Here is a 25,820-nt window from a genome sequence, read left to right on the forward strand (position 1 = left end):
TTTGCGCCCTGTATAATGGGCTATTATAGTTAATGTCAGGCTATCAATCATTATATTCCATTTTCCCTTGATTTACAAGCCTTTTGTTAATTATTTCTTGTGGTCGGAAAGCACCTTTTCCTGTACATTCTTGGGAACCGGCTCATACTTCTCAAAGAACATGGAGTAGTTTCCACGGCCCTGAGTTCTGGAGCGCAGGTCTGTTGAATAACCGAACATTTCTGACAGCGGAACATATGCTTTTACCATCTTGCCTCCGCCGATATCTTCCATGCCTTCGATGCGTCCACGGCGGGAGTTGATATCACCGATAACATCACCCATGTAGTCTTCAGGCATGGTTACTTCAACCTTCATGATAGGCTCAAGCAGGATTGGGTTGCCCTTGTGCATAGCATCCTTAAATGCCATGGATCCGGCAATGTGGAATGCCATTTCGGAGGAGTCAACCTCATGGTAAGAACCATCGTATACATCAGCGTGAACACCCAGCACTGGGAATCCGCCAAGGATACCGGTCTTGCATGCTTCTTCGATACCTGCTCCGACTGCCGGGATGTATTCCTTCGGAATCGCACCGCCCACAACGGAAGAAGTAAACTTAAAGGTCTCTTCTGCATTTGCCTCCATCGGTGTGAAGTGAACCTTACAGTGACCGTACTGTCCACGTCCGCCGGACTGCTTCGCATACTTGCTGTCAACATCAACAGCCTTGGTAAATGTCTCCTTGTAAGCAACCTGAGGAGCGCCTACATTGGCCTCTACGTTGAACTCGCGCAGCAGACGGTCTACAATGATGTCCAGATGAAGCTCGCCCATACCGGAGATAATGGTCTGGCCGGTCTCTTCATCCGTGCGAACACGGAAGGTAGGATCCTCTTCAGCCAGCTTCACCAGCGCATCGCCCATCTTATCCTGGCTTGCTTTGGTCTTAGGCTCGATCGCGATATCGATAACCGGCTCTGGGAATTCCATGGACTCCAGGATAACCGGATTCTTCTCATCACAGATCGTATCACCGGTAGATGTCATCTTAAAACCAACAGCAGCAGCGATATCACCGGAGTAAACACGATCCAGCTCGTTTCTCTTATTGGCATGCATCTGAAGGATACGTCCTACACGCTCTTTCTTGCCTTTTGTTGCATTCAGTACATAAGAACCGGAGTTCAGGCTTCCTGAATACACACGGAAGAATGCAAGCTTACCAACAAAGGGGTCGGTCATGATCTTAAATGCAAGAGCTGCAAATGGCTCATCATCGGAAGAATGACGCTCAACCTCATTGCCCTCCAGGTCAACACCCTTGATAGCAGGGATGTCTAATGGGGACGGCATGAACTCAATTACTGCATCCAGTAACTTCTGAACACCTTTGTTTCTGTAAGCAGTACCGCAGCATACGGGGATTGCCGCACACTGGCAGGTAGCTGTTCTCAGAGCTTTCTTCAGCTCCTCGTTGCTGGGTTCCTCACCCTCCAGATATGCCATCATTAAATCGTCATCCAGCTCACAGATCTTCTCTATCAGCTCAGAGCGGTATAATTCGGCATCATCCTTCATATCCTCAGGAATATCAACGATGGATATGTCATCGCCCTTATCATCATTATAGATGTAGGCTTTCATTTCAAACAAATCCACGATTCCCTTGAAATCATCTTCTTTGCCGATTGGCAGCTGAATGCAGATCGCATTCTTGCCAAGTCTGGTCTTAATCTGTTCTACGGCGCCGTAGAAGTTTGCGCCCAGAATGTCCATCTTGTTGATGAAGGCCATACGTGGTACGTTATAAGTGTCTGCCTGACGCCATACGTTTTCAGACTGGGGCTCTACACCGCCCTTTGCACAAAATACGCCGACAGCGCCATCCAGCACGCGCAGGGAACGTTCAACCTCAACAGTGAAGTCAACGTGTCCTGGTGTATCAATAATATTAATACGATGCTCTAATGCACCCGGCTTCGGCTTGCAGTTTTCCTGCAGGGTCCAGTGACAAGTGGTAGCAGCGGAAGTAATGGTGATACCTCTCTCCTGCTCCTGAGCCATCCAGTCCATGGTAGCAGTACCCTCGTGGGTATCGCCAATTTTATAGTTTACACCAGTGTAATACAGAATACGCTCAGTCGTTGTGGTCTTACCAGCATCGATATGGGCCATGATTCCGATATTCCTGGTTCTCTCCAATGGATATTCTCTTCCAGCCAAGGGATTTTCCTCCTTAAATAATCAAACAAGTTTAGCACATGACCGCGATTAGAAGCGGAAGTGTGAAAACGCCTTGTTTGCTTCTGCCATCTTGTGCATGTCTTCTTTCTTCTTTACAGATGCGCCGGTGTTGTTGGCAGCGTCCATAATCTCATTAGCAAGTCTGTCCTTCTGGGTCTTCTCGCCTCTCTTACGGGAGTACAGGGTGATCCAGCGCAGAGCCAGTGTCTGCCTTCTCTCAGGCCTAACCTCGATGGGTACCTGATAGGTAGCTCCGCCGATACGTTTTGCCTTAACTTCCAGAACAGGCATGATGTTGTTCATTGCTTCTTCAAATACTTCCATGGCGTCCTTGCCGGTTGTCTCAGCAACACGGTCGAAAGCACCATATACAATTTTCTGAGCAACACCCTTCTTACCATCTAACATAATGTTGTTGATCAATTTGGTAACAACCTTGTTATTGTAGATCGGGTCTGCCAGAACGTCTCTCTTCTGAGTATGTCCTTTACGTGGCACGTTACTTCCCTCCTTAATAGAACTGTCCAGACCTGCGCTGCAGATCCTCACAGCGTTTCATTAGATCATAGGTACTCGTATTGAGTTAATACGTTCATGCACGGTCTTACAATATATAATCCTGCAACCACAGGTCAATATCATCATTCCGGCACAATTCCTACAAATCAAATATGCGGTCTAACTAATTATTTCTTCTCTTTTGGTCTCTTAGCGCCGTACTTGGAACGGGCCTGCCTTCTGTTAGCAACACCTGCTGTATCCAGTGTACCTCTAACGATATGATATCTGGTACCTGGCAGATCCTTTACTCTTCCTCCACGGATCAGTACAACACTATGCTCCTGAAGGTTGTGACCCTCTCCTGGAATGTAGCTTGTAACCTCGATGCCGTTGGAAAGACGAACTCTGGCAATCTTTCTCAGTGCTGAGTTAGGCTTCTTAGGGGTAGCAGTCTTAACAGCGGTACACACGCCACGCTTCTGTGGTGCGGAAACCTCTGTAGCCTTCTTCTGTAAGGAGTTGTAACCCCTCTGCAGAGCGGGTGCAGTAGACTTCTTTTCGCTGGTCTGTCTTCCCTTTCTCACTAACTGGTTAATTGTTGGCATTCTTTTCACCTCCTGTGATATTGTCTGCGGTTGCTGTATGTCAGCTTTTTGCGCACGAAAACATTACGTGTTTAAGCACGCCATATCATTATATACATGCAAAAATGTTCTGTCAAGGAATTTCTTGTGTTTTTTCGATTTTTCCCCCTAAAATACCCCCAGAACCGCCGTATATCCCAGGGCCGCTGCAAAAAACAGCAGTATCATAGGTATGTTCCGTTTCACCAGTTCACCAATATTTACCTTAAAATATTCCGCTGCAACAAACAGGCATACATGGGTGGGGCTGATCTGCATGGCAGCATAGGAGGAACTCATAAGCAGCACCAGCAAAGGCACTCCTCCCTGGGGCATGGCGGCCATGGCCATGGGCATACAAAGGGGAATGATGGCATTTGCACCGCTGATAATGGATCCAAAAAAGAAAATAAGGGCAAAGACAAGAGGCATGGGGATCGGAAGGCTTCCAAAAAAAGCGGGGAGCTCGTGGATCACCCCGGTGGAGGTGATGATATCCTTAAACATCATGATCAAAATGGTATTAAAAATAATAATGGACTCAAAGGCGGAACGGAACATGGGTCTGATCTCCTCCATCCCCAAACGGTCCACAAACACATTGAGCACTGCCACCAACGGGGTGGCCGCATACACGGGAATGTCAGCCGCAATGATCAGAACCACAATAAGCAGGATGGACCACAGGCTCCGGACCAGCATTTTTACGGACTCGATCCTGCCGCCCTTGGGAGCGCGTCCCGTGGCCTTTGGCAGCTTTCTCAGGTAGAACACATATCCGATCAAAAACAAAACCGCCACCAGGGGAAGCATGGCCACCACAAACTCCCCCGCGCCTATGCCCGACACCGCCAGGGCAATGAGGATGGATGAGTAGGTGGGCAGGAAACACTCCGGTATATGGCGGAAAAAGCTGGTGACCGTTGTCATATCCTCCCTGCTCATGTAATCCTCACAGGAGGATTTTACAATATCCGCGCACAGGTTCATGGCCCCGGCCGAGGGCAGAAGTCCGATCACCGCAGGAGCGGCGGATGCGTTGATCCTCCGGTTGTTAAACAGTCCGTTTAAGGATTCCTCCGCCTGCTTTAACCTGCTCCGGCATTCCAGCATCCGCTGCAGGAAGGTAATGAAATAAAAACTCAGCACCACGGTGATGGTATCCCTGCCGGCCATGGACCTGCCCATGATCACAACCGCATCCGTTACAGGAATGCCATAGAGCACCAGGGCCGCCACAAGGCCGCCGGAAATGGCCATAAACAGAGGGCGCTTCATCCAGAGGATGGCAATGATCACCAGGAAGACAAGACAAAGTTTTGCGATCAAGAGGTTCATTTGGATCTCCTATCTCCATTATTTCACTTCTTTATGATAAAATACAAAAAATATACAGCTGCCATGATATTGATTTTATCATGGCAGCTGTATTCCACACAATCTGTTTTATTACGTCTTTTCAGATATCATATATTATTTGCTGTGGTTCTCCAGCCATCTGGCCGCACAGTTTGCAAAACCGGCCGCACCATACGGCAGCATCTCCTCATTAAAACGGACCTTGGCGTTATGCTGGCTGCAGAAATAGCCGTTTTCCCGGTCCGGTCCCGCACCAATGTAAAAATAGGCGGAGGGGATCTGTACAGTAACACTGGCAAAATCCTCTGATCCCATTTTCATGATCGGCGGCTCCACCACGGAGGCTTCATCACCCAGAACCTCCTCCAGGTAACCCCGCATCTCGGTCTCCACCTGGTCGTCCACGATCAGGGGATCATTCTGATGGCCGAATGTCACCTTGCTGGTACAGTTAAAGGTCTTGGATATCCCATCCACCACTTCCTGAAGACGGCGTACCAGGAGCGCTCTCTGCTCTGTATTATAGGTACGTATACTGCCTGTCATGGTGACCACCTGAGGGAATACGTTAAATGTCTTGGTATCACTCTCAATGGAGCACACGGTCAGCATGCATATCTCAGTGGGTGTGCACTCACGGCTGATCAGCGCCTCCAGTCCGGTAATGATATGGGCGGAAGCATTGATGGCATCCACTGCCTGATGAGGACGCGCCCCGTGGCCGGCTTTTCCCATTACCTCGATCTTAAATACATCATTGGAGCAGAATGCAGGTCCCTTGCTGTAATTCAGTTTTCCCAGTGGAAGAAGGGCATCCACATGGAAAGCCATGGTGACATCCGGCCTTGGGTTTTCCAAAAGGCCGCCATTGATCATTTCCTGGGCGCCGTTTCCGGTCTCCTCACCTGGCTGGAACATCAGCTTTACCGTACCTTTGAGATCCGCTTCATTTTCCTTTAACATTTTAGCCGCCCCCAACAGCATGGCGGTGTGGTTATCATGGCCGCAGCAATGAGCCTTTCCAGGGTTTACGGAGGCAAAGGGAAGTCCGCTCTCCTCTTCCATAAGCAGTCCGTCCATATCGGCACGCAGCAGGATCACAGGGCTTCCGTGGCCGGCCATGGCAACAAGGCCCGGGCCTACGTGCGCGACCTCGTATCCCATGCATTTTAACTTATCTTCGACAAATGCTTTGGTTACAGGTATGTCGCAGCCTATCTCCGGGTGCTGGTGCAGAAACCTTCTGTTTTCAACGATCTCTTCTGTCAGTTCATGTGCTCTCTTTAAATAGTCCATCATGTTTCTCCTTTCATGCGCCTTTGTACACGGGTTCTCTTTTCATCCAACTGTGTTACAAGCCGATCATGGTGGCGATCACCACCATAACGCCGCCAAGACACAGATTGGTTACGATAATCCTCCAGATGTATCTCACATACTGGCCGTAGCTGATTCCCGCAATGGCAACCGCACCCATGGTGGCTGCCGACATTGGCAGAAGCAGATTGGTCAGACCGTCACCAAAGATAAATGCCGTTACAACGGTCTGAGGGGTAAGGCCCAGTACATCGCCCAAAGGTCCCATGATTGGAATGGTGGCTGCTGCCTGGCCTGAGCCGGAAATAATAAAGCAGTTCATAATGATCTGGAATATATACATAAACAGAGCGCCCACAACCTTGGGCATACCGCTTAACAAATTGGAGAACGCATATACAATGGTATCACTGATACATGCCTGGTCCATAACAAGGCTGATGGCCTTTGCAAAGCCCACTACCAGAGCGCCTACCAGGACCTTTTTGGCCCCTTCCACAAACTCATTGCAGATCTGGTTGCCGTTAAAGCCTCCGGTCAGGCCGCATACAACCGCCATGATCAGGAACACGCCGCCTAATTTTGGTCCAAAATCCCAGCCGTTTAAAGTGCCGTAGATAACAAAAGCAATGCCGGCAATAAACTCTATAAGGACAAGGATCCGCCTTGGGGTCATCTCAGAGTCGATCTCACTCGCCTCCGTCATTTCCTCCTTGGCAGCCAGTTCCACATTATAGCAGCAGCTTCTTGCAGGGTTTTTCCTGAGTTTCAGGGCATACCATACGGTCCAGAAACTGACGGAACACAGCAGCAGTCCGTAGCCGATGGCACGGTACCAAAGACCGGAAAACAGTTCAATCCCAAGAAGGGTCTGGGCCACACCCGTGGTCATGGTGTTAAACAGTCCGCTTGCAAATCCGGCATTGCCGGCCGCAATGGTGATGGACAGGCCTACCATGGCGTCAAAGCCCAGGGTCCGGGCAAAGAGAATGCCCAGGGGTACAAATGCCAGCATGCTCTCCGCGCTGCCGGTAAAAGCCGGCAGCAGGGAGAATGCCACAATAACAATGGGAAGCAGGGCTGCGCCCAGATGGCCGCCCATTTTAAGCACCTTGGCCAAAACAGCCTTGGTTGCGCCTGTGGCCTCGATCACGGCAAAGGAACCGCCGATGATCAGGACCATGTTGGCAATTCCGGCAACGGCTTGCATACCGGCTGGAATTGCAACAAAAATATCAAATGGAGTTGCACGGTTCGCTGGAACCGTATGATAGCTGGAAGGGTCTACCACCTTTCTTCCCGCAACTTCGATACGGTCATACTGCCCCGCCTGAACTAAATAAGTTAAAATGGCCGCAAACACGATCATGATCAGGATGATGATCAGCGTATGGGGAAACTCCATTTTCTTTTTGTTGTTGGTTTGGTTCATTTTATTTTTTCTCCTACCTGCCTTAATATGCCGGCCAGCTTACAGACCGATCATGGTGGCGATCACCACCATAGCACCACCGATACACAGGTTGGTCACAATGATTCTCCAGATGTATTTCACATACTGGCCATAGGTGATGCCCGCAATGGCAACCGCACCCATGGTAGCTGCGGACATAGGAAGAAGCAGGTTGGTCAGACCGTCACCAAAGATAAACGCAGTAACAACAGTCTGTGGTGTCAGGCCCAGAACATCGCCCAGAGGTCCCATGATCGGGATAGTAGCCGCCGCCTGGCCGGAACCGGAGATGATAAAGCAGTTCATAATAACCTGGAATATATACATAAACAGTGCGCCGATCACTCTAGGCATACCGCTGAGCATGCTTGAGAATGCGTATACGATGGTATCGGTAATGCAGGCCTGGTCCATAACAAGGCTGATCGCCTTTGCAAAGCCAACTACCAGTGCGCCCACTAAAACTCTCTTAGCGCCTATAACAAACTCTTCACAGATCCTGTTGCCGCTGAAACCGCCGGTCAGTCCGCAGATCACAGCCATGATCAGGAATACTGCAGCAATCTGGGTTCCAAAATTCCATCCGTTTAAAGCACCATAGATAACAAAGCCGATACCGCAGGCAAATTCCAAAAGTACAAGAATTCTTCTTGTGGTCAGTTCAGAGTCGATCTCGCTAACGTTTGCCTGTTCTGCCTTGGCAGCCATTTCCACATCATAGCAAACACTCTTTGCAGGATTCTTCTTAACTCTCACTGCGTACCATACAGTCCAGAAACAGACGGAGCACAGCAGGAGGCCGTAGCCGATGGCACGGAACCACAGGCCGGAGAACATCTCAATACCCAGAAGTGTCTGAGCCACACCGGTGGTCATGGTGTTAAACAGGCCGCTTGCAAATCCGGCATTACCGGCTGCAATGGTGATGGATAAACCTACCATGGCATCAAAGCCCAGAGTCCGGGCAAAGAGGATGCCCAGGGGCACGAATGCCAGCATACTCTCAGCATTGCCGGTGAATGCTGGCAGCATGGAGAACGCGATGATAACGATAGGAAGCAGACCTGCGCCCAGGTGGCCGCCCATTTTAAGCACTTTGGCAAGGATTGCCTTGGTTGCGCCGGTTGCCTCGATTACGGCAAAGGAACCGCCGATAATAAGAACCATGTTTGATATGGATGCCACGGCCTGCATGCCTGCAGGGATTGCCACAAAGATATCAAATGGGGTTGCACGGTTGGACGGCACCGTATGATAGCTGGCCGGGTCTACAACTTTTCTTCCTGCAACCTCTATACGGTCGTACTGACCCGCTTGAATCAGATAGGTTAGAATGGCAGCAAACACGATCATGATCAGGATAATGATCAGGGTATGCGGAAACGCCATTTTCTTTTTTGTTTTCGTATCGTTCATTATATATTACCTCTCCTACATTTCTACATTTGTATTCCTGCAGCGGTCACAAACCGTTTTAAATAATCCGCAGGTCTTTGCTCATCTTATTCAGGCATTCATAGCCGTTTTCAGTGACAGCCACCAAATCCTCGATCCGGACCCCGCCCAGATTGGGGATATAGATCCCAGGCTCCACAGAAAAAGTCATATTCGGCAGTACTTCCATGGTATTTGCACCCCCAACATCCGGGAACTCATGGCCGTCAATACCGATGTTATGACCGATCCGGTGAGTGAAATATTCTCCATATCCGTATTTGGTGATAATGTCACGGCCGATCTTATCAATATCGCAGAACCGCATGCCCGGCTTTATGGCATCCATTGCTGTCAGCTGGGCTTCCTTTACCACCTCATAGATATTTCTCATCTCATCGGAAACAGATTTGTAAAACACGGTGCGGGTCATATCGGAACGGTAGCCGTTCAGACGCGCGCCGGCATCAATCATGATGCAGTCGCCGGCCGCAGGTGTGGTCCCGTCAGGCTTATGATGGGCATAGCCGCAGGATTTTCCATAGGCAACCACGCCTATAATGTTGTAGCCGTCCGCACCATGGGCACAGTACATCTCGTGAAGCATGCGGTGATGCTTCTGCTCAGTGAGTTCCGGGGAAACATATTGAAACATCTCGCTGATTACTTTTTCATTCACAGCCTGTGTTTCGCGCATCAGCTGGATCTCCCCGTCATCCTTTACCATGCGTATGTAATCAATGATCCCGCTGTTCAACACATATTTGGCATCTGCCGCTGCCATCAGGCGCAGCAGGAAACTGGAAGGCCAGTTTTTATCAATACCCACGGTCCCGCCGGTACGGATCTTTTTTGCCAGAATCTGAATGGAATCATCACTGTCAGTATACCAGACGATCTCAGCGCCCTCTGCCAGAGGAGCGTAGTCGGTCTGAAGGGAATTAATAAAAAAGGTACATGCACCCTGAGTGTCCAGACACAGGGCAAACAGGCGTGCACCGGAGGCAACAAATTTACCGGTCAGATAAAAGATAGTGGATGGATCGCTGATGACCATTTGATCCATATTATGTTGTCTCATGCTGTTAATAATTTTTTCAATACGGTCCGTTCTCATTATGGGGCCTCCAAATTCTTGCTGTATGCATAAACCGTTAATTTATAAACTATAAACGCGCGTCCGCGCGCGATAAACGGCCGGTGCGCTGAAACGCTTTTGACCTTTTCTTCACAGCCTTTAAGCCTTCTTATAAGGAGGCAGAAAGATCGTTATCAGCAAAGGGCAAAGAGGAGGAGGCTGGTTCCAGGCCTCCCCGCTCTCAGGTCAACCCTCTTTTTTTATTTAATGTACCACACAGGTGCCTTTATGCTTCAGGCGCCCAGGATTTAACAGCTGCAATGGAGCCGCCCATATCGCACAGCTGTGTCTTTACACAGATCGCATCGATCAGGTAGCAGCGTCCGGATGCCTCTGTGGATGCTTTTGCTCTTACCAGAGCGGCAGTCAGTTCCTCTGGGCTGAATACACGCTCAGCCACACAGCCGTAAGCCTCTCCAAGCTTCACATAGTCAATGGTTCCATCCTGGTTGTATGGCATTTCCACTGCATATTCAAATCCGTATCCCTTCTGGTTCTGACGGATCAGTCCCAGGTATGCATTGTTAACAACAACTACAATGATGGGTTTCTTAAATGCAGATGCAACTGCGATCTCTTCGCCCATGAATGTCAGGCCGAAATCTCCTACAACTGTTACGCTGTTGCATTCCGGATGTGCTACCTTTACGCCGAATGCTGCTGGTACTTCGTATCCAAGAGTACCTGCACCACCGGATGGCAGATACTTTCCGGCCTTGTTGATCTTCTGAAGCTGGCCGCTCCAGATCTGGGTGATACCGCATCCAACCGTGTAATAAGTCTCATCATCAAAGGCTTCATTCACTTCCTGGAATACGCGGTGAGGCATGATTGGGCTGCAGTCATAATCGGTCTTGCGTGCCAGTTCCTCACGCAGCTTGGATATCTCTGCTGCGCGGGCAGGATTGATCGGCTGTACGCCTGCTGCCTTTACTTCTGCGATCAGGGCCTCGGTTGCCAGCTTGGCATCGGACACGATTCCCAGCTCCGGCTCAAATACCATACCGATCTGGCTTGGCTCGATATTGATGTGGATGAACTTACGGTCCTTGCAATAGGTTGCCAGGTCGCCTGTATGACGGTCTGAGAAACGGTTTCCAATACCGATCACAAGATCGGAATCCAGGAAGATCTTGTTTCCGATGGGCTGTCCTACCTGGATACCTACATGGCCGGCATTAAGAGGATGATCCTCTGGGATTCCGCCCTTTGCCTGATAGGTGGTAACAACTGGTGCCTGCAGCATTTCTGCCAGCTTAACAACCTCATCCGTACAATGGCTGATAAAGCATCCGCCGCCCATGATGATAACCGGCGCCTTGCTTGCTTTTACCATCTGTACCGCTTCTTTGATCTTATCCATGTCAGGTGCAACTACGGGGATTTCCATTGGAACATAGCTGTCAATATCAAAATCCAGTTCTGCCTTCTGTACATCCAGAGGAAGTTCAACAAGAACCGGGCCCGGACGGCCTTCCCTCATCAGGTAGAATGCTTCTTTCATTACATCCACGATATCCTCTGCCTTTAACACGCTCCATGCTTTCTTGGTAACGGTCTTAACTATGTCTGGCATATCCACACACTGGAAAGGCTCCTGCTTTAACTGATTCGCATTGGCCTGGCCTACTACGCAGAGTACGGGCATGGAATCGATGAACGCGGTGTAAAGACCGGTCACAAAGTTGGTAGCGCCGGGACCTGCGGAGCAGATTGCCAGGGCAATTTCATTCTTTGCTCTCTGGTAACCGTCAGCAGCATGGACACATGCCTCTTCATGTCTCATGGTGAAATGCTCGATGGGGGCATTCTCCATGTACTTGTATACCGGATTGATGGCTGCTCCGGGGATACCAAATGCAGTATGGATTCCCTCTTTGCACATAATCTCTACAATGGCTTGCGCAACTGTCATTTTCATTGTTTTTCTCCTTTTATGCTTAAAATAAATGGTTCCTTTATCAGTTCACCACATGGATGGGAGCGCCAGCAAGATATGCTTTTACGTTCTCTACCGTATGGTCCATGATCCTCTGCCTGCTCTCCTTTGGTGCCCAGGAAATATGAGGCGTAATGATGCAGTTCTTTGCCTTCAGAAGCGGATTGTCTCCCTTGATCGGTTCTGTGGATACCACGTCCAGACCCGCACCGGAAACCTTGCCGGAATTCAGTGCGTCTGCCAGATCCTGCTCCACAACCAGAGGACCGCGGGAATTGTTAAGGATCATTACCCCGTCCTTCATCTTTGCAATGGCATCCTTGTTGATGATCCCCTGTGTTTCAGGGAACAGCGGGCAATGAAGGGCAATGACATCTGATTTCGCGTACAGCGTATCCAGATCCACATATTCGGCAATCTCTTTTCCGGACTCATTGGGATAGTTGTCATAGGCCAGGATATTCATACCCATGGCTTTGGCGATCTTTCCTGTCTGCTGTCCGATGCGTCCGAAACCAATGATACCCATGGTCTTGCCGTCCAGCTCGATCAGGGGGTAATCCCAATAGCACCAGTCCTGGCAGTGTTCCCATTTGCCTTCATGTACCGTCTGGCTGTGATGAGCCACATGGTGGCACAGCTCCAGCAGCATGGCAATTGCAAACTGGCCCACGGAAGCTGTTCCGTAAGAAGGCACATTGGAAAGGGGGATCCCTTTTTCCCTTGCATATACATAGTCCACCACATTATAGCCGGTGGCCAGCATGGCGATGTATTTTATGCCAGGGCATGCATCCATGATATTCTTTGTGATCGGTGTCTTGTTGGTGATGACCACCTCAGCATCTCCGATACGGGAAATGATCTCATTCTCATCCGTTACGCTGGTCCTGTCATAAACCGTAAGCTCACCTAACTTTTCCAGTTCTCCCCAGCTTAAATCCCCTGGGTTCTCCGTATAACCATCCAGAACTACTATTTTCATGCGTTATCCTCCAGCAGAGCCCATGCCCGGTTCAGCACCCTCTTGGTATTGGCCAGGACAATGTCCTCATCCTCACCAGGACGCAGTGTCACTTCCATAGACAGTACATAAGGGTTCTCTGCATCAAAGAAGCCTTCCTCTTTCATAACTTTGAGATAATCCAGCAGCTGTGGTGTGTCATTGGCGCTGTTGGGATATCCGAATCTTGGATGAAGGTCACCGTAGCCATCGCAGCCTTTCACGACAACTGCATTTCCAAAGTGGAAATGGGTGATATACGGCCTCAGTGTGCGTATTACGAACCTGCTTGTTTCATAGGTGGTTGGGAAATGGCTTAAATCCACCAGAAGTCCAAAGTTGCTGTGGGTGGTGCGCATATCAGCGGCAAACTCCGCTGCATAGGGCGCCGGGCCAATGAGTGCAGCCTTATCCATATCGTAATCAAACACCTCCAGCTCCACCATCATGCCCTTTGCCGCGGCATAATCGCATACTGCCCGTGTTGTCTTTAAAAGCTGCGCATAAGCCTGATCCTTTGTCTCCGGCTGCCATTTACCTGCCAGAAATGCAATTCCCTTTGCACCCAGGTATTCAGCCTCATCAACTGCTTCGATCAGTGTTGCTTCCGCCTTCCTGCGCCCTTCCTCGTCAAGGTCATTGGGGTTTAACTTTCCGCCCAGAAGACGTGGCTGCGCGCCGTAGCAAACCTTCAGATGGCTCTGTTCCAGAAGCTTTTTCGCCTCCTCATTCTTATCGCCGTAGCCCTTTAACTCAATGGCGTCAAAGAAATCATCTTTGCAAATGGCCTTCAATGATTCCATGGGATCTCTCTGGGGATAGCTCATCCACTGAATGGTTCCTACCTGAAAATATTTGTGAATTGATTCCTTCATGGCTCTCTGCTCCTTACTTGAATCCTAAATTACGTGTGTCAATATTCCCTAAATGTTGTGATCAGCTGCGCTCCACCGCTTCACGCACAGCGCGCAGATTTTCCTCCGGTGAACGCGGGTCTGCCACACAGCCCGGGCCGATCAGAAGGCCCTTTCCATCCACCATGTCGATGGCCTCGCGGATATGCTTCTTGATCATGTCCGGAGTGGTACCCTGGCGTGACATGATGCTGTCATATTCCAGGGATGAACCAACAATGGCCGGTCCCTCATAAAGTCCTCCCAGGAATGCCTTGGGGCACTTCTCCCTGGCTTCCTTTAAGGATGGTCCGCTCTGACGGTCATGCCAGTTTATCACGTTGCACGGATAAGCGGATACTTCATCAAATCTGATGTTGCTGCCGTGGATATGAACCACATTAAACCAGGTTACATCCTTATAAGCGTTGATGATCTGAATATCATACGGCTTACAGAACTCCGCAAACATGGCATCGCCCATAAAATCATAGCTTGCGCACTGTTTTGCAAAAAAGAATCCGCTTACACCAGCCTCAATGTTGGCCTTCACAAAATTAATCGTGGTCTCCGTAATGGCTGCCAATGCTCCGTGTACCAGTTCAGGGCATTCCAGCATATCCTGAAGCATACGGTTTCCTGCCAGTTTTTTCAGGGTGGTGGCAGGGGAGAAAATGGTCTGTATGTAAGGGGTTCCCGGTTTAACCAGCCTCTCCAGCCACTGGGACAGCTGTAGCACTTTGCCCCAGGTTCCGTAAACTGCCGGCAATGGCTGGATCCTCTTGTAGTCTTCCCTGCATTCAATACCAGGAGCCGCAATTTCCACTTCCTTATATTTGTCGCAGTAGATATCCAGCTTTGCGCCCCAGTCAGAGACGGTATAAGCGCCAAAGGGCATCATTTTGATAAAATCATAATCATAGGTTTCGTTAAACTCCACCATAGCCTCTGCCAGGGAGCGTGGATCCTGATCCTTGTCAGATATATGCATCCACACACTGGCCGGAATGCGGTCCGGTTCACGGCCCTCTATGGCCGCACGTACACGTTCTTCCCTATTCATAAACATCCTCTCCTGTATCAATTAATTTAATATGTTTTCAGCTGCTTTAGTCAGAAACCATGATGCGCAGGATTTCCTTGTCAGTCTCTGCCATACCGTCACGGCCCAGACGTCCAACACTGGCGATCATGTTCTCTACGCCCTTCTTTACAATACCGTCTCCGCCGACAAACTGCTGGCCTTCCTGATACATCTCATAGCCCAGGATACCGTTGTCAACTGCCAGTGCAATCTTGCCTGCGCAGGATGCCTTGGCACCGTCACATACAACACCGGAAGCAATGGCAAGAGCATTTACAAGTGTATGGATGATTCCATCCAGGTCAGCGCCCTTGAGGTAAGCAATACCACAGCCGGCAGCAGCGCCTGCATTGATTGCGCCGCAGTATGCGCTAAGACGGCCGATGGGGGTCTTCTGATGGATTCCTAACAGGTTGGACAGAACCAGTGCGCGGTAAAGTTTTTCTTCGCCTACGCCCATTGCTCTGGCATAAACAATAACCGGTACAGAAGCGGTGATACCCTGGTTTCCTGAACCGGAGTTAATGATAACAGGCAGTTCACAGCCGTTCATACGCGCATCGCTTCCGGCAGCAGCCATGGCTCTTGCCTTCAGGCGGAGTGCGGACTCATTGCAGCTGTCCATAACTTCCTTGTTTGCTTTCAAAAGTACGGAACCGATGTTAGCGCCGTAATCGTTCTTAAGGCCCTCTTCGGAAATGTCCATATTGTAAGCGATCTGAACATCCAGAAGCTTCTTAACATCTTCAACATCAACGGTATTTGCAAAATCATAGATTTTCTCAACAGAGAGGCAGGAACGGTCTGTCATATCGGACTCGCTGTCATCCTTAACCTCGCTGGACTGAAGGACTTCTCCGTCCTTTTCAACCAGTACGATATTAGTGTGGTAGTTGGCAATACGAACCTTAGCATAGGATTCGCCTGCATATACGGTAACAACAATGTCAAAGATCAGTGGGGAGGAAGCGATATTTACTGCGATGGGAACCTGCTCCATAAATACACGGATGGATTCCTGCTCTTCCTTGGTTACGGAAGCGATTACTTCCAGCTGCTTATCAGCATTGCCTGCAACAATACCTGCTGCCGCTGCTGCCGGGATACCGCGCAGGTGTCCTGTGTTAGGAACAATTACGCTCTTTACATTCTTGATAATGTTGCCGCTGGCTTCCACTACCACACGGTCGGGAGCTGCTCCCAGTATTTTTCTGGCCATTGCCGCACAGTAAGCAACAGCAATGGGCTCCGTACATCCCATTGCAGGAAGAAGCTCTTCCTCCAGGATCTTTATAAAATTCGTATAATCGATATCGTTCTTATTCATTGAACTTACTCCTTTATCTATCCTTATCCTAATTGTAGGAACCGCTTTACCCCAAAGGGGCAGCGGTTCCTTGGTTGATTAAATTGTTGCCAGTATTTCCTGAGCCTTAGCCAGACGATCCTCCGGTACATACAGCGGTACGCAGCAGCCTGGTGCAAGGATCAGACGGCCATCCGGAACCTGATCCATGGAAGCTTTCAGGTGAGCCTTCAGTTCTTCATCAGATGCTGTGCCCAGAACCTTCAGTTCCTCTACGCCGCCGATGAGAAGCTTATCGCTCTTCTTGCGTGCATCAGCCAGGGAGATATCCACCAGCTGGTCATGCCAGTTCAGTGCTGCAACAGGATACTGTGACATGATATCGAACATAGGTGCATTTCCATGCATATGCATGATATTGAACCACATATCCTTAGCTGCTTCCAGAACTCTCAGGTCGTAAGGACGGCCAAATTCTTCGTACTCAGCAACGCTCATCTTATCGTAGGTTCCCAGCTGGCTGGCAAAGAAGATACCGTCAGCTCCCATCTTAGCCATTTCCTCAACCAGCTTAATGGTTGTCTGGCAGATGGTCTCAAGGCCCTTGTGGAACAGTTCAGGATTGCGGCGCATATGTACGAACATCTTGTCGCCAGCCATCTTAATAGCGGTTGTCAGTGGGTTGAAGATTGTGATAACAACAGGAACCTCGCCCTTATAGTGGTCAACAACGCCCTTTGCAGCCTCGATGGTAGCAGCCATGGAACCCTGATCCATAGGAAGTACGTTCAGCTTAGCCCAGTCTTCGTCATGTTTAATACCGAAATCTGTAACAACACCTACGCTGGAGCAGGTCTCCGGCCATACATTGTCGCGCTCCGGCCACTTAATAGCTGAACCCCAGTCCTGAACGCTGTAAAGGCCCTGGTATGTTACCTTAACGAAATCCCACTGGAAACGGTCCTGGAACTGAATGATCTTCTTAACAAGTTCCTTCGGATCCTCGTCATATGGTGGAAAATGTTTCCAAAGGTTCATGGATTGTGTATCCAGTTTTTTGCCCTCTAATAAAGCTTTGATTCTCTCGGTCTTAGTCATGATAATACTATCTCCTCTCATAATGTGTGATATATTGTAAAAAAGTCTCCTTTTGTAAGGATTCAGGTGTTAAGCCGGGAATGCGGTGGGAACCAGCATCTTTGGCAGGAACAGGAACAGGTTGGGGAACAGTACGCCCAGGAAAATCACCAGCAGGGTCACTCCAATGATGGGCGCAACGCTCTTAAATGCCTGGGGTATGGTGATCTCTCCAATCTGGGAAGTGATCATCAGGCAGGTGCCGTATGGAGGCGTAACCATGCCCAGTGACAGTGTCAGCACAACGATCAGTCCCATATGGACATCATTGATACCAACCACAGCTGCAAGCTGCTTTATAATAGGAAGGAAAATAATAATAGCTGTAATGGGGCTCAGGAATGTTCCGATAAACAGCAGGAACAAGATCAGGAGCAGGTAAACGCCCAGGTAGGAGTCCGTGATGCCCAGGATCGCATCTGCGATCATCTGCGGTGCGTTCAGGTAAGCGATCAGCCAGCCCGTAACACCTGCGGCAGCCACTGCAAACATGCTCAGGGAAAAGTCCATGGCTGTTTTCAGCAGAATCTTTGGAACATCCTTGATCTTATAGGTACGGTACACACAGAACATCAGGATCAGTGCATAAAAGCAGGAAATGGATGCTGACTCTGTGGCAGTGAACAATCCGCTGCTGGTGCCGCCCAGGATGATCATGGGAAGGAAGATAACCGGAAGGGCTGCGCGAAGAGCCTTGCCCCGCTCTTTCCATGTGTATCTCTCCCCTCTGGGGTAGTTATGTTTAATTGCCATATAATATGTATACATACACTGGGCAAATGCAATAAGGAAACCAGGAACAAAGCCTGCAATAAACAGTGCGCCGATGGAAGCGCCGCTCATGGCTCCGTACACAACCAGCAGGACGCTGGGAGGAATGATAACACCCAGAGTGGATGAACAGGCAGTGATGGCAACGGAGAAGCCGCTGTCATAGCCGGCTCTCTTCATGGCCGGAATAATCATGGCGCCGATACCGGCGGCATCAGCCTGAGCGGAACCTGAAAGATGTCCGAATAAAAGGCTGATCAAAACATTTACATGGCCCAAACCGCCCCGTATGTGCCCCACAAAGGCATCGCATATGGCAAAGAGCCGGTCCGTGATACCTCCCTTATCCATCAGCTGCGCCAAAAGCATAAACAGCGGAACTGCCAGAAGTGAAAAGTTATTCACCGAACTGTACATACTGTTAATGGCACTGGTAAGAGGAAGGCCCATCTTTATAATAACGATCATGGAGGAAAGTCCTAAAGCGTAAGCAATCGGGATCTTGATCATGACCATAATGGCGAAACTCACTAACAAAATTAAAAGCAATTGACCGTTATCCATTGAGATCCCCCTTCTTATTAAATAGTGAAATCATCCGTTTTACATCATTGACCATATGAATCAAGGTGTACCACATCATAAAACACCCGGACAGAGGAATGCACATAAAGAAATATGCCTGCGGAATGTTAATAGCTGTGGATAAACGCTTCATACCCATAATGGTGTAAACCGAGCCATAACGGATCAATACGTAAAAGAAGATAATGCCCGCAATATTACTGATAATGTCCAACAGGCAGTTGGACTTTTCAAAACGGTCAGGCAGGAATGCCAGCACATAGTGGGCGCGGTGGCGGACAGCAATGGCGCTTCCCAGAAATACCGCCCATACAAAACACACAACACTGATGTCATTTGCCCATACCATGGGAATCTTCAAAAAATTACGGCAGACAACCTGCAGGGAAATTATAACAACAAAGGCGGCAACCGACAAAGTGCCAATACCCTCGCAGACCTTTTCAATCAGGTCTGAGAATACTTTTACAAAGTTTGAAATAGCTTTCATATAATTTTCCTCTCCTATTGCGTAAAGGTACTGAAAACACCAGTTTTCACATTGATATCTGTGATTACTTGATCAGTCCGTTGATCAGGTCCAGGAATTCCTGTCCGTTGCAACCGGAGGCAATCTGCGGATACAGTTTTTCAACAATTTCTTTAAACTCAGCCATGTCAGGCTCGCATACGATCAGACCATGGTCTGCTACCAGCTTGTCAAGCAGTGTATCATCCGCCTCATCTGCGATCTTGGTGCCCAGTTCCGATGCCTCAATGGCAACTTCCCTGATCAGCTGCTGGTATTCCTCAGGCAGTTTGTTGTAGCTGAGTTCACCCATGGTAATGTGGGTTGGTGTAAACTGATGAGCTGTCTTTATGTGGTAATTGGCAACCTCATACAAAGCGTTGGTATCAAATGCAGCCAGTGTGCACTCAAACGCGGCAACCGTATTACTCTGGATCGCGGAATAAATATCATTAAAGCTCATGGATGTGGGGATGGTTCCCAGCGCTTCCCAAACCATTGCTTCCGTAGCGGAGGAGGTGGTCCTGATCTTCAGGTTCTTTAAATCTGCAACTGACTCAATGGGCTTATTGGTGTGCAGGTCTCTCTGACCTCCGTTGCTAAGTCCCAGAAGAATCAGGCCCAATCCGTTATCATCATACATTTTCTGTATGTAGTTAAACACTTCGCCGTCCGGAGTCAGAACGCTTTCAAATGCATCACGGTCCGGGAACAGGTATGCCAGTGATAAGATCTGGAACTGGTTTACAAAAGGAGCTGCATTCTGGGTGGATCCGATTACGATGTCCAGGGCACCTGTACGCATGTCATCAATGGTTCCTTCATCATTTCCCAACTGACCGCCCGGGAAAACAGTGGCTTCAATAGCACCGCCGGAACGCTCTTTCAACTGATCAGCCATGTACTGCCCCATCTGGACCCATGCATGGTCGCCTGTTACAACAGTGGCGATCCTTAATTTAAACTCGCCCTCTTTATACTTGGATTCGGTTGCTGCTGAGGAAGAATCAGAATCAGATTTTGTGGTAGCCTCCTCAGATTTGGCCGGAGCCTCTGTTGCTGAGGTCTTTGCGTTGCTTGAACCGGATCCGCATCCTACCATAGAAGCGGTCATTGCAGCTGCCAGCACAAATGCCATAAGTCTTTTTTTCATAAATTCTTTTCCACCTTTCTTTTTCATCATTTCTTTTTCATCATTTTTATGATATCCCCCTGTTGTCAAATTCACCTGACAACATATCGTTTAGTCATATACCTCGGGCCCATATATATTAAGGCATATGGCTTGATCGAGGGTGATCCACCCCTTCTTTTTATTCTGCCCTGTAGCTTAGCGGCGGTGTTTAGTTCCTGCTAACCCATAAGCAAAATTTTAATAAATAAAATCACGTTTCACTATTTGATATCGTCATTATAACAGTGCATTTTGCATAAGTCAATACGGGAACTATAATATATTTTAGGAATATTTTATAAGATTTAAAAGACATTGACAAACCTGGTTTAGATACTATATAATAAAATAACATGAAATAAGATTTTAAATATTGAAATATCATGACATAGATATTTTATGAAAATACAAATACGCGAAAGACCTTGTAACCGGCAGAAACCTGCCCCGGGCGCCCCATGGGATCTTAACGGAAATGTAGCGGCGGCTGTCTATTGTGGAAACAAAGCAGGGCATGTTATAATAGGTGGAAGGTTTCAAAGTATGTTGAAAGGAAGTGCAATTTTGGAAAAAGCAACCGGCAAGGACGGAACACAGTCAAATCATTCCGCAGGAAAGCTGCTTATGATTATAGAATGTCTGGCAGATAAATCCGAGCCAGTCCGTCTCATGGATATCTCCAAGGAACTGAAGATGAACTCCAGTACAGTGCTGCGCTTTCTCACTGCTTTGGTGGATAACGGTTATGCCAAGCAGGAGCCGGAAACAGCCAGGTACAGCCTTACTTATAAGATATGTACCCTTGGAAGCAAGGTAAGTTCCCATATCGGTATCAAGGATGTAGCACGTCCTTATATGACCGAGCTCTCCATGTTGTTCGGAGAGGTTGTCTGTCTGGCCGTGGAACAGGACCGGGAAGTAATCTATATTGATATTGTCCAAAGTTCCACGAAGATGCTCAGAAGCATGCAGCGCATCGGCCACATAGCACCGCTCCACTGCACCGCGATCGGCAAACTGCTCTTACTGAACTACACGGACGAACAGCTGGACCATGTGATCGCCGACAAAGGTCTGACCAAATTTACAGAAAGCACCATAACCACAAAGGAACAGTTGGTGGAGGAGCTGCAAAGCATCCGCTGGAATGGGTATGCCTATGATGATGAGGAGTGCGAAATCGGCGCACGCTGCATCGCCTTCCCCCTATATGACGTGGAAGGCAAAGTGATCGCCGGAGTAAGCGTAACCGGCCCTACCGCGCGCATGTCCATTAAGCAGATCCAGCTAAAACTCCAGCCGGCCCTTCAGATCATAGGAAGGCTGCGGAAGGAATTGGGATATACGGGATAAGGGATTTTTCAATGGATTTTCATGGGGGCGTTCAACGCCCGCCAATCCCCCCTCACCCTTTATCCGTATTGAAGTCATCTTAGCACTCCTCATGATCAAAGTCAATCTTTTTCCAGCACCGCTCCCCCGCAATAGGGCAAATTGTACAATTAAAAAGGACTGGTCACACTGGCCGGACCTAAAAAGGATTCCTCTGGCCGAAACAGCCCGAGGAATCCTCTCTTTTGCATATCATATCTCACCACAGACGTAATAGAAGCGCTGAAGCATTTGTGCTAAGCTTTACAAAGGGCATCTTCCCTCATCTGACGGGTGGACCATGGTATCAGGAATACCATACGGATATATCCTCTCATATTCAGCCTTCAGTTCCATCAGATTCTCCGTGCAGATGGTACGCCGCCCTGCTTCTATCTCCTTTACCATGTCTACCAGTTTTTTGTTAAGGGGAAGTGAAAGCCCCAGTTTTTCCCCCATCTGGACCGTAACCCCTACAGTACCATCAATCTCACTTTTGCGATGACGCACCGCCAGGTCACGGTATAGACCTGTATAGTTTTTGACCATAGGCCGGTAATGGTCCGCAGTAACTTGCAGCGCCTCCTTAAAGCGGCCCTGACGGTACAGATCCGGCCGGAAGTCGTCAAAGGACACCAGTTCTATCCCAAGCTTTTCAGGAACCTGCATGGCCTCCAGCGCAATACATGCAATGGTTTCCTGGGTGGGCCCATACTCCATCCCGCCAGGAATAAGAAGATGGGTGATCCCCGTGGCAAACATGGCGCAGATATTCACCTGTTTGCTCCAAAGCTGACGCATCACCTGGCCGCTGATCTCCACCTGCTGGAAGGGACTAATAAACTCCCGCAGATGTTCCAAACGCTCTGTTATCCTTCCGTCCAGTTCCCCGATCACAAAATTGCTATGTCCTCCGAATTGGATGACCCCTGGCTCTATGTAATCTGCCGCCCAGTTTACAAAGGCGCCTACCACCCGGTTCTGGCCCACATACTCAGCGATTACATATTCGTTGATGCCATTTTGCAGACTGACCACATATCCGTCTTTCTTTAGCAGAGGAGCGATCTTCTCCATGGCCGCTCTGGTATGCTGGGTTTTAGTCGCGAGAAACACCACCTCCAGCGGTTCCCCCAAGTCATCAATATGGACTGCTTTTACCGGAACCGTGAAGTCCCCTCCCCGGGGATCACGGATGGTCAGCCCTCTCTCATTCATAGCCCGGATATGGTCAGGAACAGCGTCCACATACAGGATCTCCGCCCCGGCTCTAGTAAGCCAGGCTGCCATGGAACCTCCGATCGCCCCGGCTCCCACTAATGTATATTTCATTTGTACCCTCCCCTGTTTTGTCACATTCCGGCATTCTCCAGCCGTCTGGCGGCCTGTATGAGAAAATGGCGGACCCTGTTTCTGTTACGCAGCAGCTGGCGTTCAAGGAATTTGAATTCATTGCTGTTCCTGTCCATGGATGCCAGTTCGGACAGCTGGTCAAATTCCGGAAAAGCCGGAATGGGTACAGCCAGATCGGCCTGGAACAGGTCGCCGTCTTTACAGTAGTGCACCGGTATAAGGATCCTGTTCAGATCCATGCAGAGATCGTTCAGCATGCCTGCCTTTTGAGTATCAGATTCATTCAGCTGTTCCAGGGTGTTCAGGCGGGTAATTTCCCTGTCCAGGGTCAAGAATTTATCTTTTAACCCCCCAACCAGTTTCATCACCTCCGTCAGATCAAAGGCGCCTGACGCAACACTCTGGTAATGTTCCAAATTCCCCATCATCTCATCCGCCAGTTCCGCATAGGAAAATGGATATACATTGGCCATAACCACTCGGGCGATCGCTAATGCAAATATCTGGGCATCCCTGCGCAGTTCCTCCTCCCCCAGATGTTCAAATACATCCTGGGTGGTATGCCAGTACCAGGGAAGTCCGGGCATAAAGGTTCCCTCCCCCTGTCCATCCACCGGCTGCAGGGACAGGCATTCAAACAGGGTCGGTACGCCGTGAGCCCAGAAGGACTGGTCTCCATTCCGCTGAATACGCATGTATTCCGGATCCTGACCGGTCCTTTCCCTGACCACCTGACGCCCCAGGGCATAGCACTGTTTGTTGCACTCTATATGGGAAAAGTTGTTGGATCCTTTGGTTCCTACCGTGTCTATATCAAAGTTAGCCACTGCATGATCATGCAGATCCTCCCAATAGGTATCCCCATACCAATTGCTGCCGCTGTAGCGCCCATTGCTGTGGCCGCTCCACCATACGAACCGGATATTTACGTTCATCTTATCCTTGTATTTGCTGAACACCCGGGCCAGTTCCAGGACCACGGCATTAGAACCGCCATTGTCCGCGCCCCCTTTATGCCAGGAGTCCACATGTCCTCCAAACATGACAAACCGGTCCGTGGGTTTGTCCGCCTTCAGCTCTGCCACACACACAGGCACGGTGCGAAATTTAGTAGACACCTCGGTTACCATCTTTACGCAGGTCTCTCCCCGGTCCAGACTGTCTAAAAGCCGTTTGCCGTCTGATGCATTTACCGTCACCACAGGTATCTTGGAGAGCATGCCCACTGTGGAGGGAACCGGCTGGCCCCAGATGGGGCTGATGGACATATTGTACGGGTAGTCTCCGCTGGTAATGCAGATGATCCCGGCAGCTCCACGGTTCTCCAGCGCCTTGCAGGGAACCGCCGAAGCCAGACCATTCATCACGGCGATCCTGCCCGTGATATCCTCCTGTCCGTTGGCAGGCTTTTTACCGCCCACGTAAACCGCTTTCCCCTCCAGGCCTGCTTCCCCTGTGGAAGCGCCATAGCTGTGGGTAATGCAGGAAGATAGTTCAGTCCCGTCCTGAAGGGTCAGGCTGCCAAAAACAGGCAGGCTGATGTAATTCTCCACATAATGGATGTCCACATCCAGCCCCAGTTCCCCCATCACACTGCGAAAATACTCAGCCGCCCGTTTTTCTCCCGGGCTACCCGATTCCCTGTCCTGGCTTGTGATGTATTCGGCGTGCTCCATCAGTTTTTTGCCGTCCACCTCCTCCATCAGCTTGATTTCTAACTCTTTATTTATCATCTTATTACACTCCCTCTCTTGTCTGATCCGATATTCCCAGGTACAAAACCTGGAATCTCAGTCTGCAAATGGTACCCGTCCGCAGGATTCTCCTCCGTCTATGATAAAGTCACTTCCAGTAATCCAATCCCCACATTCGCTTGCCAGGAAGCAGACCATTCTGGAAATATCCCTGGGCGCACCAGGACGCCGCAAAAGAATACGCGGGATAATATTGGCCCGCACAGCATCCTTGCTTGGATCGCCCTCCCAGCGTCCAACCTCCACGTATCCCACCGAAACCGAGTTGACATTGATATGCGCAGGCGCAAGCTCCAGAGCCATAGCCCTGGTCAGGCCCAGTATCCCCGCCTTGCTGGCACAATAATTGCTGAAATTCACACGGCCTGAATGAGCCGCACCTGAAGTAATATTTATGACCCGGCCAGGCGTACCCGCGTCAACCAAACGCCGGCATACCTCTCTTGACATATACATGGTTCCCTTTAAGTTAATATCAATTGTATTGTTCACCTGATCATCACTCATCTCTACCAGAGGGGCTACATCATAAAAATATCCCGCATTATTGACCAGTATCTGAACCGGCCTGCCATAAAACTCCATGGCCTCCTCCGCCATGCGGCTGCAGTCCTCCGAATGGGAGATATCCCCCTGAAGGACGCAAACCCTGCGCCCCATTTCCCTTATCTGATCAGCCAGTTCCTCGCACCGCGCCCTGGACCCCCTGCAGGTCAGGACCATATCAGCCCCCAAACCTGCCAGATCCAGGCTGAGAGCTCCGCCGATCCCTCCTCCGGCGCCTGTTACCATTGCTATTTGATTGGATAAATCCATGGAAATCATATACCTTCTCCTTTCATGACTGCCTTATTTTTCCTACGCAGGCCCTCATAAGCCGGAAGGCCT

The 25,820-nt window shown here is 49.5% G+C and carries 21 protein-coding genes; 1 reads left to right on the top strand and 20 read right to left on the bottom strand.

All coding sequences use genetic code 11. The annotated features are described in order from the left end of the window. Positions 1 to 90: 90 nt before the first annotated feature. The 17 genes from fusA to dctP all read right to left on the bottom strand — a co-directional run bounded on the left by fusA (position 91) and on the right by dctP (position 20,433). Entirely contained in the window at positions 91 to 2,208 is a 2,118-nt protein-coding gene (gene fusA / locus CLFS41_RS22125) for an elongation factor G (protein ID WP_007866451.1), read from the bottom strand. 48 nt (positions 2,209 to 2,256) lie between these two features. Further along, complete coding sequence (gene rpsG, locus CLFS41_RS22130; RefSeq protein WP_002568226.1) at positions 2,257 to 2,727, bottom strand: 30S ribosomal protein S7; 471 nt, start codon at positions 2,725 to 2,727, stop codon at positions 2,257 to 2,259. A gap of 188 nt (positions 2,728 to 2,915) precedes the next feature. Next, entirely contained in the window at positions 2,916 to 3,335 is a 420-nt protein-coding gene (rpsL, locus tag CLFS41_RS22135; RefSeq protein ID WP_007866466.1) for a 30S ribosomal protein S12, read from the bottom strand. Positions 3,336 to 3,482: 147 nt separating this feature from the next. Further along, complete coding sequence (locus CLFS41_RS22140) at positions 3,483 to 4,691, bottom strand: DUF401 family protein (RefSeq protein WP_045093503.1); 1,209 nt, start codon at positions 4,689 to 4,691, stop codon at positions 3,483 to 3,485. Between the two features lie 135 nt (positions 4,692 to 4,826). Beyond that, positions 4,827 to 6,008 carry a M20 family metallopeptidase gene (locus CLFS41_RS22145; RefSeq protein ID WP_045093504.1) on the bottom strand — a complete coding sequence of 394 codons (1,182 nt, stop codon included), beginning with the start codon at positions 6,006 to 6,008 and terminating at the stop codon, positions 4,827 to 4,829. A gap of 55 nt (positions 6,009 to 6,063) precedes the next feature. Then, a complete protein-coding gene (locus CLFS41_RS22150; protein WP_007866473.1) occupies positions 6,064 to 7,461 on the bottom strand; it encodes a YfcC family protein in 1,398 nt (465 codons plus the stop codon). A gap of 39 nt (positions 7,462 to 7,500) precedes the next feature. After that, positions 7,501 to 8,898, bottom strand: a complete 1,398-nt coding sequence (locus CLFS41_RS22155) for a YfcC family protein (RefSeq protein WP_045093505.1) — start codon at positions 8,896 to 8,898, stop codon at positions 7,501 to 7,503. A gap of 58 nt (positions 8,899 to 8,956) precedes the next feature. Then, complete coding sequence (locus tag CLFS41_RS22160) at positions 8,957 to 10,033, bottom strand: Xaa-Pro peptidase family protein (protein WP_045093506.1); 1,077 nt, start codon at positions 10,031 to 10,033, stop codon at positions 8,957 to 8,959. Positions 10,034 to 10,280: 247 nt separating this feature from the next. Then, positions 10,281 to 11,975: a thiamine pyrophosphate-dependent enzyme gene (locus CLFS41_RS22165; protein WP_082082662.1), complete on the bottom strand. Its 1,695-nt coding sequence runs from the start codon at positions 11,973 to 11,975 to the stop codon at positions 10,281 to 10,283. Positions 11,976 to 12,015: 40 nt separating this feature from the next. Continuing rightward, on the bottom strand, positions 12,016 to 12,978 hold the full coding sequence (locus CLFS41_RS22170; protein WP_045093507.1) for a D-2-hydroxyacid dehydrogenase: 963 nt from the start codon (positions 12,976 to 12,978) through the stop codon (positions 12,016 to 12,018). Beyond that, positions 12,975 to 13,871, bottom strand: a complete 897-nt coding sequence (locus CLFS41_RS22175; RefSeq protein ID WP_045093508.1) for a TIM barrel protein — start codon at positions 13,869 to 13,871, stop codon at positions 12,975 to 12,977. The genes CLFS41_RS22170 and CLFS41_RS22175 overlap by 4 nt, the downstream gene beginning before the upstream one ends. A gap of 61 nt (positions 13,872 to 13,932) precedes the next feature. After that, positions 13,933 to 14,952 (bottom strand): uroporphyrinogen decarboxylase family protein, encoded by a 1,020-nt coding sequence (locus CLFS41_RS22180; RefSeq protein ID WP_007866483.1) that lies wholly within the window; start codon positions 14,950 to 14,952, stop codon positions 13,933 to 13,935. Positions 14,953 to 14,998: 46 nt separating this feature from the next. Further along, the gene (locus tag CLFS41_RS22185) at positions 14,999 to 16,300 is read right to left on the bottom strand and encodes an L-serine ammonia-lyase, iron-sulfur-dependent, subunit alpha (protein ID WP_045093509.1); all 1,302 of its coding nucleotides are present in this window, start codon (positions 16,298 to 16,300) and stop codon (positions 14,999 to 15,001) included. A gap of 78 nt (positions 16,301 to 16,378) precedes the next feature. Continuing rightward, complete coding sequence (locus tag CLFS41_RS22190) at positions 16,379 to 17,377, bottom strand: uroporphyrinogen decarboxylase family protein (protein ID WP_007866485.1); 999 nt, start codon at positions 17,375 to 17,377, stop codon at positions 16,379 to 16,381. A 69-nt stretch (positions 17,378 to 17,446) separates the two neighbouring features. After that, on the bottom strand, positions 17,447 to 18,751 hold the full coding sequence (locus tag CLFS41_RS22195) for a TRAP transporter large permease (protein WP_007866487.1): 1,305 nt from the start codon (positions 18,749 to 18,751) through the stop codon (positions 17,447 to 17,449). Continuing rightward, positions 18,744 to 19,262 (bottom strand): TRAP transporter small permease, encoded by a 519-nt coding sequence (locus CLFS41_RS22200; protein WP_045093510.1) that lies wholly within the window; start codon positions 19,260 to 19,262, stop codon positions 18,744 to 18,746. The genes CLFS41_RS22195 and CLFS41_RS22200 overlap by 8 nt, the downstream gene beginning before the upstream one ends. 64 nt (positions 19,263 to 19,326) lie before the next feature. Continuing rightward, the gene (gene dctP / locus CLFS41_RS22205; protein WP_007866497.1) at positions 19,327 to 20,433 is read right to left on the bottom strand and encodes a TRAP transporter substrate-binding protein; all 1,107 of its coding nucleotides are present in this window, start codon (positions 20,431 to 20,433) and stop codon (positions 19,327 to 19,329) included. 585 nt (positions 20,434 to 21,018) lie between these two features. On the opposite strand from dctP, the gene CLFS41_RS22210 reads away from it, so the two are divergent. Further along, positions 21,019 to 21,807 (top strand): IclR family transcriptional regulator, encoded by a 789-nt coding sequence (locus CLFS41_RS22210; protein WP_161797504.1) that lies wholly within the window; start codon positions 21,019 to 21,021, stop codon positions 21,805 to 21,807. Between the two features lie 282 nt (positions 21,808 to 22,089). Here the strand turns inward: CLFS41_RS22210 and CLFS41_RS22215 are convergent, their stop codons facing one another. The 3 genes from CLFS41_RS22215 to CLFS41_RS22225 are packed head-to-tail and all read right to left on the bottom strand — an operon-like array spanning position 22,090 to position 25,757. After that, on the bottom strand, positions 22,090 to 23,157 hold the full coding sequence (locus CLFS41_RS22215; protein WP_007866510.1) for a 2-dehydropantoate 2-reductase: 1,068 nt from the start codon (positions 23,155 to 23,157) through the stop codon (positions 22,090 to 22,092). Positions 23,158 to 23,177: 20 nt separating this feature from the next. Then, complete coding sequence (locus CLFS41_RS22220; RefSeq protein WP_007866513.1) at positions 23,178 to 24,911, bottom strand: M28 family peptidase; 1,734 nt, start codon at positions 24,909 to 24,911, stop codon at positions 23,178 to 23,180. A 57-nt stretch (positions 24,912 to 24,968) separates the two neighbouring features. After that, positions 24,969 to 25,757 carry an SDR family oxidoreductase gene (locus CLFS41_RS22225; protein ID WP_007866515.1) on the bottom strand — a complete coding sequence of 263 codons (789 nt, stop codon included), beginning with the start codon at positions 25,755 to 25,757 and terminating at the stop codon, positions 24,969 to 24,971. Between the last annotated feature and the right edge of the window lie 63 nt (positions 25,758 to 25,820).

This window comes from Clostridium sp. FS41 (assembly GCF_000954015.1).
In the GTDB taxonomy this organism is placed as follows: domain Bacteria; phylum Bacillota; class Clostridia; order Lachnospirales; family Lachnospiraceae; genus Enterocloster; species Enterocloster citroniae.